Annotated in this window: 11 protein-coding genes and 1 pseudogene; 7 read left to right on the forward strand and 5 right to left on the reverse strand. The window is 63.4% G+C overall.

Annotated elements, in window-relative coordinates:
• Positions 1-8: 8 nt before the first annotated feature.
• From zwf to NKH54_RS25590, 7 genes and pseudogenes are all read left to right on the forward strand, one after another.
• Positions 9-1,382: a glucose-6-phosphate dehydrogenase gene (gene zwf / locus NKH54_RS25560; protein WP_023737960.1), complete on the forward strand. Its 1,374-nt coding sequence runs from the start codon at positions 9-11 to the stop codon at positions 1,380-1,382.
• A 117-nt stretch (positions 1,383-1,499) separates the two neighbouring features.
• On the forward strand, positions 1,500-2,204 hold the full coding sequence (locus NKH54_RS25565) for an ROK family protein (RefSeq protein ID WP_023715876.1): 705 nt from the start codon (positions 1,500-1,502) through the stop codon (positions 2,202-2,204).
• A gap of 214 nt (positions 2,205-2,418) precedes the next feature.
• A complete protein-coding gene (locus tag NKH54_RS25570; protein WP_023687743.1) occupies positions 2,419-2,883 on the forward strand; it encodes a Ros/MucR family transcriptional regulator in 465 nt (154 codons plus the stop codon).
• A 133-nt stretch (positions 2,884-3,016) separates the two neighbouring features.
• Positions 3,017-4,117, forward strand: coding sequence for an aminotransferase class I/II-fold pyridoxal phosphate-dependent enzyme (locus tag NKH54_RS25575; RefSeq protein WP_023755618.1), 1,101 nt, complete (start codon positions 3,017-3,019; stop codon positions 4,115-4,117).
• A 158-nt stretch (positions 4,118-4,275) separates the two neighbouring features.
• Positions 4,276-5,517 (forward strand): MFS transporter, encoded by a 1,242-nt coding sequence (locus tag NKH54_RS25580; protein WP_352546033.1) that lies wholly within the window; start codon positions 4,276-4,278, stop codon positions 5,515-5,517.
• A 361-nt stretch (positions 5,518-5,878) separates the two neighbouring features.
• A complete protein-coding gene (locus NKH54_RS25585) occupies positions 5,879-6,985 on the forward strand; it encodes an efflux RND transporter periplasmic adaptor subunit (RefSeq protein WP_050589163.1) in 1,107 nt (368 codons plus the stop codon).
• Positions 6,982-10,185 (forward strand): annotated as a pseudogene (locus NKH54_RS25590) (efflux RND transporter permease subunit). Before NKH54_RS25585 ends, NKH54_RS25590 begins: the two are co-directional and overlap by 4 nt.
• 30 nt (positions 10,186-10,215) lie before the next feature.
• Here NKH54_RS25590 and NKH54_RS25595 read toward each other — a convergent pair.
• From NKH54_RS25595 to NKH54_RS25615, 5 genes are all read right to left on the reverse strand, one after another.
• Positions 10,216-10,851 (reverse strand): LolA family protein, encoded by a 636-nt coding sequence (locus NKH54_RS25595; protein ID WP_023828722.1) that lies wholly within the window; start codon positions 10,849-10,851, stop codon positions 10,216-10,218.
• Positions 10,852-10,907: 56 nt separating this feature from the next.
• Positions 10,908-11,171: a YMGG-like glycine zipper-containing protein gene (locus tag NKH54_RS25600; RefSeq protein WP_023670477.1), complete on the reverse strand. Its 264-nt coding sequence runs from the start codon at positions 11,169-11,171 to the stop codon at positions 10,908-10,910.
• Positions 11,172-11,358: 187 nt separating this feature from the next.
• Positions 11,359-12,075: a glutamine amidotransferase gene (locus tag NKH54_RS25605; protein WP_286487908.1), complete on the reverse strand. Its 717-nt coding sequence runs from the start codon at positions 12,073-12,075 to the stop codon at positions 11,359-11,361.
• A 14-nt stretch (positions 12,076-12,089) separates the two neighbouring features.
• Positions 12,090-12,569, reverse strand: a complete 480-nt coding sequence (locus NKH54_RS25610) for a tellurite resistance TerB family protein (protein WP_023702389.1) — start codon at positions 12,567-12,569, stop codon at positions 12,090-12,092.
• Positions 12,570-12,644: 75 nt separating this feature from the next.
• Positions 12,645-14,243 (reverse strand): heme biosynthesis protein HemY, encoded by a 1,599-nt coding sequence (locus NKH54_RS25615; protein WP_023828723.1) that lies wholly within the window; start codon positions 14,241-14,243, stop codon positions 12,645-12,647.
• Positions 14,244-14,252: the final 9 nt, after the last annotated feature.

A 14,252-nucleotide genomic window follows, 5' to 3' on the forward strand; every position in this document is an offset into this window, starting at 1 on the left:
CGCGCAAGATGAGCCCGGAACGGTCCGACACGCTGGTGCTCTTCGGAGCAACCGGCGACCTTGCCCACAAGAAGATATTTCCGGCCCTCTACCAGATGGTAGCCAAGGGGACGCTGACCGAGCCGGTGATTGGCGTCGCCTTCGATGCCTGGGACATCAACCAATTGCAGGCGCGGGCCCGCGACGGCATCGTCAACGCTGTCGGCAAGATCGACGAAAAGATCTTCGCCAAATTCGCCAGTCTGCTGCGCTATGTCAGCGGCGACTACCGCGACGGCGCGACCTTCGAGAAGCTGAAGACGGCGCTCGGCTCGGCGCAGCGGCCGCTGCACTATATGGCGGTGCCGCCGACCATGTTCGAGACCGTTGTCCAGGGGCTGGAGCAATCCGGTACCGCGCATGGCGCGCGGCTGATGGTGGAAAAGCCGTTCGGCCACGATCTCCAATCGGCGCGCTGGCTGAACCGCGTGCTGCATCTGGTGTTCGAAGAGCAGTCGATCTTCCGCATCGACCACTATCTCGGCAAGGAGGCGATCCAGAACCTGCTCTATTTCCGCTTTGCCAATTCCTTTCTCGAGCCGATCTGGAACCGCAACTTCGTCGAAAGCGTACAGATCACCATGGCCGAGGACTTCGGCGTCGAAGGCCGTGGCAAATTCTATGACGATGTCGGCGCTATCCGCGATGTGATCGAGAACCATCTGCTCAACATCCTTTTGCTGCTCGCCATGGAACCGCCGGTCGGCCGCTCGGCCGACGATCTGATCGACGAGAAGGTGCAGGTGCTGCGCGCCATCCGCACGCTGACCAAGGACGACGTCGTGCGCGGCCAGTTCACCGGCTACCTCGCTGAACCCGGCGTGAAGCCGAACTCGCCGGTCGAAACCTTTGCTGCCGTGCGCTTCATGGTCGACACCTGGCGCTGGCAGGACGTGCCGTTCTTCATCCGCACCGGCAAGAACATGCCGGTGCATGTGACCGAAGTGATCGTGCGGCTGAAGCGGCCGCCGCTCGACGTCTTCGATCCGATCAAGCCCAGCGACGCAAATTACGTGCGCTTCCGCATCGACCCGCAGGTGGCGATCTCGATCGGCGCGCAACGCAAGGCGCCCGGCGACGATATGGTCGGCGAGCAGGTCGAGCTCACCGCGCTCGACGATTCGAAGGGCGACATGCCGCCCTATGAGCGGCTGATCGGCGATGCCATGAACGGCAATGGCCAATTGTTCACCCGCCAGGATGCCAGCGAGCTTGCCTGGCGCATTGTCGGCCCGGTGCTGGGCGACACCACGCCGCCGCATATGTATGAGCCGAAGACCTGGGGGCCTGCCGACGCCATGGCCAGCTTCGGGCCGCCCAACGGCTGGATCAATCCGACTTGAGCAATTCCAGGAAAGTGCGAGCGGTTTTTCCGTCCGGAATTGCGTAAAAACAAAGAGTTGGAGCATTCCCCCGTTTCCCTGAAACGGGGAACGCGCCAAGTGAGCGGAGGAAACGACATGGCCAAGGCAGCCAGGCCCGCGAAGGCCAAGGCGGAACCGATCGTGCTGACGATCGATGTCGGCGGCTCGCACGTAAAAATCCTCACCAGCGCAGGCGGCGAGATGCGCCGGGCCGATTCCGGACCGGATCTGACGCCGCAGCAGATGGTCGCCACGGTGAAGACGCTGGCCGAAGGGCTGCCCTATGACGTGATCTCGATGGGCTATCCCGGCCCGGTCAGGCACAACAGGCCTTCGCTCGATCCCGCCAATCTCGGCAAGGGCTGGGACGGCTACGATTTTGCCGCCGCCTTCGGCAAGCCGGTCAAGGTCGTCAACGACGCGCTGCTGCAGGCGATCGGCAGCTACGATGGCGGGCGCATGCTGTTCCTCGGCCTCGGCACCGGCCTGGGCGCGGCGATGATCCTCAACAATGTCGGCCAGCCGATGGAACTGGCGCATCTGCCGTACCGCAAGGGCGGCAGTTTCGAAGATTATGTCGGCGAGCGCGGCCTGGAGAAATACGGCAAGAAGAAATGGCGCAAATACGTTTTCGACGTCGTCGGGCGGCTGCGTGCGGCGCTGCAGCCGGATTATGTCGTGATCGGCGGCGGCAATGTCGACAGACTGGATGAATTGCCCGCCACATCCAGGCGCGGCGACAATACGCGCGCTTTCGAGGGCGGTTTTCGACTATGGCGCGACAAGGCGCTCATCGTCTGATAGTATTAAAATTCAGTATAGTTGTTCAAAATGACGTGTGGCGCGATACGAAGTCATTGCGTTACGCAGATTTGGCGATTAGATCGGTGGCACCGGATGGAATCATCTGGCGCAACCGCACATATGCGGCAAGACAAATGACTAGAGCGGATTTCCGGCTCCGCTGGGACCACTCTGGGAGTTTCCGCCACCCCCCTAGCGACGGAGAGATAAATTGGCCGACGACAGCAACGACTCTGACAAGGACATCGACCTGCTCGAGCTTACCGCCCATATCGTGTCCGCTTACGTCGAGAAGAACCGCTTGCCCGTTGCCGGCCTGAGCGATCTCATCGCCAGCGTTGCGGCGTCGATCGGCGGGCTCAGCCAGCCGCCGGCCCCAGTGGCGGCGCCGCAGATCCCGGCCGTCAATCCCAAGCGGTCGGTGACGCCGGACTACATCATCTGCCTCGAGGACGGCAAAAAATTCAAATCGCTGAAGCGCCATCTCGGCGTCCATTTCAACCTGACGCCGGAAGCCTATCGTACCAAATGGGGCCTGCCGGCCGACTATCCGATGGTCGCCCCCAACTACGCGGCGTCGCGCTCCGAGCTGGCCAAGTCGATCGGCCTCGGCCGCAAGGCTGCAGTGGCCGCGCCGGCGAAAGCCAAGGGTCGGAAGGCCAAAGTTCCGGCCTGAGTCGGATCAGCGCCTCGGCGCTGAGCCAATCGTTTGGACGACTGGAACAGAAGCCTGCCGGCGAATGAGCCTTGGCAGGCTTCGTGCTTTTGTGGCTTGGATACACCGCAGAGATTGCTTTGGGGGAGCAGCCATGAACTACGCCAGAATGGTGATCGAGAAAGAGGCGCCGGAGGAATACGGCTACGATCGCATTCGGTTCAATCTCTCCGAAAGCTCGATCGCCGATCAGAAACTCTCCGACATTGGCCTGTCGCTGCCGGATCTCACGCTGTTCTACGGCGAGCATCGCGGCGACAAGGAGTTGCGGGCGCTGATCGCGGCGCAGGACAAAGGCATTTCGCTTGACGATGTTCTGGTGACCGCCGGTGCGGCGGGCGCGCTCTTCATCATTTCGACCTCGCTTCTGTCGGAGCGCGACCATCTTGTCGTCGTCCGGCCGAACTACGCCACCAACATCGAGACCCCCAAGGCGATCGGCTGCGCCATCTCCTATGTCGATCTCGATTTCGACGCAGGCTTTGCCATCGATTTCGGCCGCGTCGCCGCCAGCATGCAACCGAACACCAAGCTGATCAGCGTCACCTGCCCGCACAACCCGACCGGCACGATGATGGGCCGGGCCGATCTCGACGCGCTGATTGCGCTGGCCGAAGCGAGCGGCTGCCATCTGCTGGTCGACGAGACCTATCGCGACCTCTCCTATGGACAGCGCCTGCCGGCGGCGGCTTCTCTCAGCCCCAAGGCGATCAGTGTCTCGTCGCTGTCGAAAGCCTTCGGCATTCCCGGCATCCGCATTGGCTGGCTGATCACCAGCGATGCTGAACTGCAGGAGCGCTTCCTCGCCGCCAAGGAGCAGATCGGCATTTGCGGCAGCGTGATCGACGAAGGAATTGCGCGCGGCATGCTGGAGCGCCGCGACGCTTTCTTGGCCGCGCTGCTGCCCGAGATGGCGAAACGCCGCGACATCGTGCAAGCCTGGATCGACCGCGAGCCGCTGGTCGACTGGGTGCGGCCACAAGGCGGCGTCGTCGGATTTCCAAGGCTCAATGTCAGTCCAGACTTCGACCTCGACCGTTTCTACGTCAATCTCTTGGAAAACCACGGCGCCTATGTCGGTCCCGGCCACTGGTTCGATATGCCCAAGCGCTTCTTCCGCGTCGGTTTCGGCTGGCCGAAAGAGGCGGAATTACAGGGCGGCCTCGACGCCATCACCGCCGCGCTGAGGCAGTAACGTCCGCGTGCAATCGGGCGAGCGGCTGGAAAACCGCTTGATCCAGGCCCGATTTTCACGCATACGCGCCCCGAACTTTGATAAGTTTCATTGGCCGGAACAGCGCCCATTTCCGGGAAGTGCCCCGCCGGCCAATGCAAGCAACGGGGCCTGTATCCATGACGTCCCATTCCCATACACCGCCTGACCGGCGTTACGCCGCCTTCCGCCATCACTCCTTCCTGAGCTATTGGGCGGCGCGTTTCCTGACCACCTTCGCCACCATGATCGTGTCCGTCGCCGTCGGCTGGCAGATCTATGATCTGACGCGCGATCCCTTCGATCTCGGCATTGTCGGCATCGTCCAGTTCCTGCCGTCGCTGCTGCTGGTGCTGGTCACCGGCGTTGTCGCCGACCGTTTCGGCCGCCGCCTGATCATGGCGCTGGCGACGGTAGTCGAGGCAGGTTGTGCGCTTGTCCTGTTGTACTTCACGCTGCGCGGTCTCGTCAGCCCGCTGCCGATCTTCATCGTGCTGGCTATGTTCGGCCTGGCGCGCGCTTTTTATGGGCCGGCCTCGTCGTCGCTGTTCGCCAACCTTGTTCCGCCGGAAGATTTCGGCAATGCGATCGCCTGGAACTCGTCCGCCTGGCAAACGGCGACCATTGTCGGCCCGGTCGCCGGCGGCCTGCTCTATGGCGTCTCGGCCGAAGCCGCTTACGCCGTTGCCTCCGTGCTGATGCTGGTGGCCGGTCTGCTGATCTTCACCATTCCGAAACCGGCCCAGCAGAGCGCCACCGACAAGCCGACGATGGAGACGCTGTTTGCCGGCTTCCGATACATCTGGAGCGAGAAGATCGTCCTGGGCGCCATCTCGCTCGACCTCTTCGCCGTGCTTCTGTCCGGTGCCTCGGCGCTGCTGCCGGTCTATGCCCGCGATATTCTGGAACTCGGCCCGTGGGGACTCGGCCTGCTGCGCTCGGCGCCCGGCATCGGCGCCATCTGTGTCGCGGTCTGGCTTGCCGGGCATCCGCTGCGCGACAATGCCGGCAAGATCATGCTCGGCTTCGTCGCCGGGTTCGGCGCCTTCACCGTGCTGTTCGGCGTCTCGACCATCACCTGGCTGTCGATCCTGGCCCTTGCCGGCCTCGGCGCCACCGACATGTTCAGCGTCTATATCAGGGAGACGCTGATCCAGCTGTGGACACCCGACGAGGTGCGCGGCCGCGTCAACGCCGTCAACCAGGTCTTCGTCGGCGCCTCCAACGAAGTCGGCGAGTTCCGCGCCGGCACCATGGCGGCGCTGATCGGCACCGTGCCGGCGGTGGTGATCGGCGGCGTCGGTGCGATTGCCGTCGCCGGACTGTGGGCGGTGCTGTTTCCGCAACTGCGAAGGGTGCGGCATCTCAACAGCCGCAACTGATCGAGTAAGCCGCAGGATCCGGCGCTCGGTCCAAATCAGCTTGCGCCGATGACGGCTGAGATGGGCCGGAAGCGGATGGGCCGGTTCTGGGCGAACTAGCCAGATGGCGGGGCAGCCACAGGGTGGACATTTCAGTCCATATGGAAAATGATTATGTTGCCATGCACAATACTGCAGTGCTCTGGTCTCGACGAGAAACCTTAAATATAGAAGAGAACCACCCGACCTCCGGGTCCAGCTAGCGGGGACGCAAATGGACACTTCAGGGAATCGGCAATCGCATCGCGACGCAAGCGGGCGACCCAGCCGATCGGTCGGCTGGCTGGCCCGCTCCGCCGTCCCAGTGGCATTCCTGCTCGGCATGGCTTTCAGCAGCAACGCGTTTGCGCAGGACCAGCAACTGCCGGTGGTGACGGCGGCCAAGCCGGTGGTGCGTGAAATCGTCGAAGACGACGAGTTCGTCGGGCGCTTCGAAGCCGTCGACGAGGTCGCCATCCGTTCGCGCGTCAGCGGCTATCTGGACAACATCAGCTTCCAGGACGGCGCACTGGTCAACAAGGGCGACCTGCTCTTCACCATCGACCAGCGTCCGTACCAGGCGGCCTACGATGCCGCCAAGTCGCAAGTAGACGTCGCCAAGTCCCTGCTCGAATTCTCCAAGATGCAGTTGGATCGCGCCGATGAACTCGCCAAGACCGGCAATATCTCGGCCGCGACGGTCGACGACCGTCGGCGGGAATACCTTTCGGCGCAGGCGCAGATGCAAGGCGCGACGGCTGCGCTGACGACGGCCAACCTGAACCTGGAGTTCACCGAGATCAAGGCGCCCTTGTCCGGCCGCATCGACCGCCGGCTGGTGTCGGTCGGCAACCTCGTGCAGCCGGATTCCACCTTGCTGACGACTATCGTCACGCGCGATCCGATCGACTTCTATTTCGACGTCGATGAGCGCCTGTATTTCAGCTACGCCCGCGACGCGAAGGAGCGCGGCGGCAGCATGCAGGAAGGCGCCGGCGGGCTCGAGGTGGTGGTTCGCGTCGCCGACCGCGCGGAGGCGGTATTCAAGGGCAAGCTCGATTTTGCCGAGAACCGGATCGACAACGCGACCGGCACCATGCGGGTGCGTGCAAGGTTTGCCAACGCCGACGGCGTTCTCCAGCCAGGCATGTTCGGGCGCATCAACGTGCCGGGGTCGCTGCCGCATAGCGGCGTCCTGGTGCCCGACGAGGCGGTCGGCGCCGATCAGGATCGCCGCATCGTGTACCTGGTGGATGAGGCCGGGATGGTGTCGGCGAAGCCCGTGCGCACCGGCCCGCTTCTCGACGGCTACCGGGTGATCCGCGCGGGCCTGACCGGCGACGAGACGATCATCGTCAACGGGCTGATGCACGCCAGGCCCGGCACCAAGGTGAAAGTCGAGATGGTGACGTTGCCGCCCAAGGTCGAGACCGCCGGGTTGCAGCAATGAGGTTCGCCCATTTCTTCGTCGACCGTCCGATCTTCGCATCGGTGGTTTCGATCGTCCTGCTGATCCTCGGCGGGATTGCCTATACCCAGCTGCCGATCGCGCAATATCCCGAGATCGCGCCGCCGACCATCGTCGTTCGCGCCCAGTACCCGGGCGCCGACGCCGAGACAGTGGCAGCGACGGTGGCAACGCCGATCGAGCAGGAGATCAACGGCGTCGAGGGCATGCTTTACATGTCGTCCTATTCGTCGGGCGACGGGGCGATGGCGCTGACCATCACCTTCAAGCTAGGCACCGATCTCGACCAGGCGCAGGTGCTGGTACAGAACCGCGTGTCGGTCGCCGAGCCGCGCCTGCCCGAAGAAGTCCGCCGCCTCGGCATCACCACCATCAAGAGCTCGCCCGACCTGATGATGGTCGTGCACATGCTGTCGCCCGACAATACCTACGACCAGCTCTACGTCTCGAACTACGCCCGCTCGCGGGTGCGCGACATACTGCTCAGGTTGGACGGCGTCGGCGACCTCATCATCTTTGGCGAACGCGAATATTCGCTGCGCATCTGGCTCGATCCGGAAAAACTGTCCGCCCTGGGGATGACCTCGGGCGATGTGGTGCAGGCGCTGCGCGACCAGAACGTCCAGGTGTCAGGCGGCTCCATCGGCGCGCCGCCGACCAATACCGGCACGGCGTTCCAGTACACGGTCACCACGCAAGGCCGCTTCAACGACGCACGGGACTTCCGATACGTGATCGTCAAATCGGCCGAAGACGGCCGCCTGATCCAGCTGCAGGACGTGGCGCGCATCGAGCTCGGCGCCAAGGATTACGTCACCAACTCCTATCTCAACGGCAAACCGGCGGTGGCGCTCGCCATCTTCCAGCGGCCAGGCACCAATGCGCTCGCCGCAGCCGCGGAGATCCAGGACAAGATGAAGGAGCTTTCCCAGGACTTCCCGAAGGGATTGAGCTACGACATCGTCTACAATCCGACCGAGTTCGTCGCCGAGTCGATCCAGGAGGTCTACAAGACGATCCTCGAGGCGATGGTTCTGGTCATCATCGTCATCATCGTCTTCCTGCAATCGTGGCGCATGGCGATCGTGCCGATCGTGGCGATCCCCGTGTCGCTGATCGGCACGCTGGCGGTGCTTTACGCCGCCGGCTTCTCCCTCAACATGCTGACGCTGTTCGGCCTCGTGCTGGCCATCGGCATCGTCGTCGACGATGCGATCGTCGTGGTCGAGAACGTCGAGCGAAATATCGCCAGCGGGCTGGCGCCCAATCCGGCGTCGCATCTGACCATGGACGAAGTCGGAACGGCGGTCATCGCGATCTCGCTGGTGCTGATAGCCGTGTTCGTGCCGACAGCCTTCATTCCCGGCATTTCCGGGCAGTTCTACCTGCAGTTTGCGATCACCATCGCGGTGTCGACGGCGATCTCGGCATTCAATTCGCTGACGCTCTCGCCGGCCTTGGCCGCGCTGCTGTTCAAGCCGCACCACACTGCTGCGGCGCCGCCGCGCTTTTTCCTGGCGCGGTTCGGACGGGCGCTCGCCGACGGCTTCAATCGCGGCTTCGACAAGGTCGCCCATTGGTATTCGAGCATCGTGCGCGTGTTGGTCGGCTCGCGGATAGCGATCGCCGCCACGCTGGCCGTTTTCGCGGCCCTCATCTACGCCACGGTCTATATGGTTCAGACGGTGCCGCGCGGTTTCATTCCGTCGCTCGACCAGGGCTATGCGATCGTCGTCGTCCAGTTGCCGGACGGCGCCTCGCTATCGCGGACCGATGCCGTCATCCAGCAGGCGTCGCAGATCATCCAGAAAACGCCGGGCGTCGACTACGCGGTCGCCTTCGCCGGCTTCTCCGGTGCCACCTTTACCAATGCCAGCAACGCGGGCGTGATCTTCGCCAGGTTCAAGCCGTTTGACGAGCGACTGGAAGCCGGCCAGTCCGCGACCCAGGTCATCGGCAATTTGTTCGGCAGCCTGCAAAGCATCTAGGAAGCCTTCATTATCGCACTGCCGCCGCCGCCGATCCGCGGCGTCGGCAATGCCGGCGGCTTCAAGCTGCAGATCCAGGAGCGCAACAGCGCCGACATGCGGCAGATCCTGGCGCTTGCCTATGAAATTGCCGGCAAGGCCAACAAGACGGCGGGGCTGACCGGCGTGTTCACCACCTTCTCCGCGTCCAGCCCGCAATTCTTCCTGGCGATCGATCGCGACAAGGCGCGCATCCTGAACGTGCCGATCCCCAACATCTTCGAGACGCTGTCGATCAATCTGGGCACCGCCTACGTCAACGACTTCAACGCTTTCGGGCGCGTCTACCAGGTGCGCGCGCAGGCCGACCAGGCGTTCCGCCTCGATCGCGCCGACATCTTGAAACTGAAGGTGCGCTCGGCGACCGGCGCGCTGGTTCCGCTGGGCACGTTGATCGAGATCCGCGACGTCACCGGCCCGGCGCTGGTCCAGCGCTACAACATGTACGTCTCCGTGCCGCTGCAGGGCAACGCCGCGCCCGGTGTTTCCACCGGCGATGCGCTTGCCAAGATGGAAGCGATCACGGCACAGACGTTGCCGGCCGGTACCTCCTACGAATGGACCGAACTCGCCTATCAGGAGCGCAACACCGGCAATGCCGCTGTCTATATCTTCGGACTGTCGGTGCTGTTCGTGTTCCTGGCGCTGGCGGCGCAATATGAAAGCTGGGTGCTGCCGTTCGCCATCGTGCTGGTGGTGCCGCTCGGCGTGCTCGCAGCGTTGCTCGGCGTGTCGTTCCGAGGGCTGGACAACAACATCCTCGTGCAGATCGGCCTCATCGTGCTGATCGGGCTTGCCGCCAAGAACGCGATCCTGATCGTCGAGTTCGCGCGGCAGGCCCAGGAACGCGGCCTGTCGGCAGCCGAGGCTGCCGTCGAAGCCTGCCGGCTCAGGCTGCGGCCGATCCTGATGACCGCCTTCTCGTTCATCCTCGGCGTCGTGCCGCTGATGATCGCGACGGGCCCGGGCGCGGAAATGCGCCAGTCGCTCGGCACCGCGGTGTTCTCCGGCATGCTGGGCGTCACTTTCGTCGGCCTGTTCCTGACGCCGGTGTTCTACGTCACGCTCAGGTCGCTGTTCTCACGGCGCAAGCCGCATGCCGAGGCCGAGTCTTCGGCACCGGCAGAGGTGCCGTCCGAGACGGCCGCCGAGTAGTGTTACACGGGCAGTTCGTGGCGCTGCCGACTATTTCGTTTTGGTGTTGAATTCACGGTTTGCAGCATAGTTGATAGTGAAGGTGCCCGCAGGAGCGCGAACGCCCTGCTTCACGTTGGATATGGTGACTGTCGAGGTAAGGCCCCTCTCGTCAGTCAGGGTCCATCTGCGTAGATCGAGCGATTCCCTGTCAAACACCATAGTGATATTCGAATTGCCGAAGGCCGACTTGTCGGCCAGCCTGATGATCACCTGGGCGCCATCGTCCCTGATACTTTTGAGGCGATTGCCGGAAAAGTTGACCTGATTGTCGAGGAGCAGCTTGAGCGGCGTCTTCGAGAGAGCATAAAGCCGCGATGTCTTGAGCTTCTTGTTATAGACCACCAAGGATTTTCCATCTGCAATTACGCTGACCCCTGATTGGCCTGCATAGTTGAACCGGATCTTGCCCGGCCGCTGGAGGAAAAATTTCCCTTTGGTCCTTTCCGCTCTTGGGCCCGACTGGACAAAGTCCCCGGACATGGACTTTACCGATGAGAAGTGATCGGCAATCGTCTTCGCTTCTACAGGTGCGGCCAAGGCCGCGGTCGAAAGTTCGGCGTTTATCGCGACAGCGCTGACAACGGCGAACCAGAAAGCCAGCAGTCTTTTGCTGTTATATGCCATTCAGTTATCCTACCCCGAGCAGGCGCGTGATCGAAAGAGATCACGCGCCTTTGAGATCAGTAGCCGTCCGGGCACTGAGCAACGTAAACTCGACCGTTCCGACCGCGATATCTGCACTGGCCGGCTTCGCTGGCGTGCCCGATGACCGCCCCGGCCAGCGCTCCGACCGCCCCGCCAACAACCGCCCCTTTTACCGGGTCGCCGGCCACTGCTGCGCCTACAGCTGCGCCACCCAAACCACCGACGGCAGCGCCTTGTTCGGTGCGGGAGCATGCCGCGAGCGGAATGAGTAGGCTTAAAATGAGCAGCGTCTTCTTCATTGGTTCTCTCCTGGGGCCGTTATTAGCCGAAGCTTAAATGCGCCACGGAGTTTTTCGATCCATCGGAGTGTTTGGGGCGCAATCCAAATCTGCGGGAACGGGCTAAGGTCCCGGATCCATCGTACACGCCTCCCAGAGGTAAGTCGTCTTTGGGCAAGCTCGGCCGTTCAGAGTAGTTGGATTTGCTCTATCCCTCAGTAGGCTTGCCGAAGATCAGGCTCAAAAACTCGCTCAGCCAGCGCTTGAGGTGCATATCCCAGATCAGCCGGCCGCCGAGATGGTCGCGGCCGGGCTGCGCGCCGGGCAATTCGAAACGGTGTGCGCCGCGCACCACCCAGCGCTGCATCATCAACTGGGTCAGTTCGCCATGGAACTGGATGCCCCAGGCATTGTCGCCATAGCGAAAAGCCTGGTTGGGGTAGGTTTCCGCCGTGGCCAGCAGCGTCGCATCCCTGGGCAGCGAAAAGCCTTCGCGGTGAAACTGGTAAACCATGTCGGGCCAGGGCAGCAGCTTTTTGCCGGCTTCGGTCGGCTTCAGCGGATACCAGCCGATCTCGACCAGCCCCTCGCCATGCCCCTCGACCTTGCCGCCGAGATGATTGGCCAGCATCTGCGCGCCAAGGCAGATGCCGAGGAAGGGCCGGTTCTCCTTTAGCGGAACATTGAGCCAGTTGGTCTCGCGGCGGACGAACTCATCTTCGTCATTGGCGCTCATCGGCCCGCCGAACACCACGGCGCCGGCGTGTCCCTCCAGCGTCTCCGGCAGGCTGTCGCCGAGAGGCGGCCGGCGGATGTCGAGGTCGAAACCTTCCTCGAGCAGCATGTGGCCAACCCGGCCGGGGCTCGAAGTCTCCTGATGCAGCACGATCAGGATTTTTGGTTTCGAGCTCGGTCTGGGCGGCATGGAAAGGCGGAATCCTATTCGTCGCTCGACGTTCCGCTGGCGCCGGGCGCGGCGGCCGCCGCCTTGCGGCGCGCCTCGACGCGATCCTGGCGCTCGACGCCGATTAGCTCGGCGACGCGCCAGACGGTGTTGTCCTCCAGTTCATGCAGTTCGCCGTCGGCATAGACGATTTCCCACATCAGGCCGATGAAAGCCTTGCGCGCCTCGGCGTCGAGATGGCGCTTCAAGACGCTGGTGAAGGCATAGAGGTCGATCGCCTCATTGTCGGCGCGCTCGCCGGCGGCAGCCAGTGCATCGAGCTCGTCGCCGCTGATCGAATAGCTCTGCGCCAGCACCTGCTTGAACCGCTCCCACTCGACATCCTGGCGCACGCCGTCGGCATTCATCACATGATAGAGCAAAGCCGACGCCGCAACGCGCGGATCGTCCGCATTGGCGCGAGCCCCAGCCCCGGAGGGCAGGTCTTTCAGAAAGGCCAGGACGCGTTCGAACATGGTGCTCACTTCACTTTATTGGAGCATGATCTTTTCCAAAACCGCTATCCACTTTTTGGGATCATGCTTCAGGGATCAAAACAGGCGGAAGCGGCGCGGTGACTTCTCCGCTTCGTCGTCGGGGTCGACGCCAGGGTCGTCGGGCAGCCGAGCCAGTTCCTCGGCAGGTTCGACGGGTTCGGCATCGGGCGGTATTGCGGCGAAAGCGGCGGAAGTGACCGGTGTGACCTGCTCATCGCCCACAGCGGGCTTCGACTCGGTCGGCGCCTCGCTGCTCCTGGCAACGGCGGGATGATCGATCACTTCGGCTTCCTTTGTCGGCTTGGCGGGTGCCGCAAGCACCGGCACATCGGCTTCGTCTTCATGGCTGTCGATGAGCTGGCCCAGCCGCTCCATCGGTGCGCGCCAGGCGAAAGCGTCGAGCTTGCCGCTGACCGGCGATACCGGCGCCCAGCGTTCGGAGACGACGCCGTCGGCGACCCAGGCCGGATCGCGCGGCGCCCTGACCGCCTTGGACAGCAATTGCCTGATCTTGCCCTGGTCGCCGGTCTCTGCCTCCTCGATATCGGCCAGCAGCAGGTAAGCGCCTTCCCGGCGATCCATGCGGATCGCGGCTTCCGCCTCGCGGCGGGCGGTGGAAAAATCCTGCGCATCGAGCGCGGCGCGCGCCACCGTCATCGACGATTCGGCATTGTTGCGCTTCAGCTCCTGCAGCTTCTTCGCCCGGTTGAGACGATCGACCACGGCATCTCCCGGCCTTGCATGGGTGTAGAGCTCGGCGATCTCGGGATGCGGCTCCGCCTTCCAGGCTGCCTCAAGGATCTTCGAGCCTTTGCGCACATCGTTCTGTTTGAACAGAAGATTGGCGGCTGCAACCGCGGCCGGTGCGAAATCGGGCGCGAGCTTGTTTGCCTCGAGTGCCGCTGTCTTGGCTGCATTGGGGTCGCTATCTGTCAGCGCCTGCGCCTTGGCGGTCAACAGCACAGCGCGGCGGCGATTGGCGGCGTCGCGTTCGATCTGCCTGGTCGACTTCTGCGCCTCCACCAGCTTCAGCGCGCCGTCCCAGTCGCCGCGCCCGGTCAGATCCTCCAGCGTCGATTCGGCGGCCCAAGCCAGTTGCGGCGCGACGGAAGCGGCGCGCCCGGCATAGTGACGCGCGGCGTTGCGGTCGCCGAGCCGTTCGGCTTCGAGATAGAGCCCGCGCAGGCCAAGCAGCCGCATTTCGGGGTCGTCGAGCATGGCTTCGAATTTTTCGCGCGCGCCCCCATGGTCGCCTTCGAGCAGCGAGGCTTGCGCTTCGAGCAACTGGATCAGCGGCTCCTGGTCGGAGCGGATCAGCTTGGCGGCTTCCTTGGTCTTCTTGCGGGCCAGCGCGCCATCGCCGGCGCCGGCTGCGATCATGCCGGTCGACAGCGCCTGGTAGCCGCGGTCGCGGCGGCGGACGCGGAAATAGCGCGAGATCGTGTACGGGCTGTTCCACAGCGACTTGATCAGCCACCAGACGATCATCACCGCGGCGACGACGGCAACGATCGCCACCGCCGCCACCATCAGGCTGACCTGGTATTGGTAACCGTTGAAGGTGACGACCATCTCGCCGGGACGATCGGCCAGCCAGGCAAAGCCGAGGCCGAGCGCGAAGACGGCGGCGAGAAAGATGAGAATGCGGATCATCGTGTCGTC

It is taken from the genome of Mesorhizobium sp. M1004 (assembly GCF_040318795.1).
In the GTDB taxonomy this organism is placed as follows: domain Bacteria; phylum Pseudomonadota; class Alphaproteobacteria; order Rhizobiales; family Rhizobiaceae; genus Mesorhizobium.

Coding starts and splice junctions, on each gene's coding strand:
- zwf (WP_023737960.1), top strand. CDS start 9: ATGAGCCCGGAACGGTCCGACACGCTGGTGCTCTTCGGAGCAACCGGC.
- NKH54_RS25565 (WP_023715876.1), top strand. CDS start 1,500: ATGGCCAAGGCAGCCAGGCCCGCGAAGGCCAAGGCGGAACCGATCGTG.
- NKH54_RS25575 (WP_023755618.1), top strand. CDS start 3,017: ATGAACTACGCCAGAATGGTGATCGAGAAAGAGGCGCCGGAGGAATAC.
- NKH54_RS25580 (WP_352546033.1), top strand. CDS start 4,276: ATGACGTCCCATTCCCATACACCGCCTGACCGGCGTTACGCCGCCTTC.
- NKH54_RS25585 (WP_050589163.1), top strand. CDS start 5,879: ATGGCTTTCAGCAGCAACGCGTTTGCGCAGGACCAGCAACTGCCGGTG.
- NKH54_RS25595 (WP_023828722.1), bottom strand. CDS start 10,851: ATGGCATATAACAGCAAAAGACTGCTGGCTTTCTGGTTCGCCGTTGTC.
- NKH54_RS25600 (WP_023670477.1), bottom strand. CDS start 11,171: ATGAAGAAGACGCTGCTCATTTTAAGCCTACTCATTCCGCTCGCGGCA.
- NKH54_RS25605 (WP_286487908.1), bottom strand. CDS start 12,075: ATGCCGCCCAGACCGAGCTCGAAACCAAAAATCCTGATCGTGCTGCAT.
- NKH54_RS25610 (WP_023702389.1), bottom strand. CDS start 12,569: ATGTTCGAACGCGTCCTGGCCTTTCTGAAAGACCTGCCCTCCGGGGCT.
- NKH54_RS25615 (WP_023828723.1), bottom strand. CDS start 14,243: ATGATCCGCATTCTCATCTTTCTCGCCGCCGTCTTCGCGCTCGGCCTC.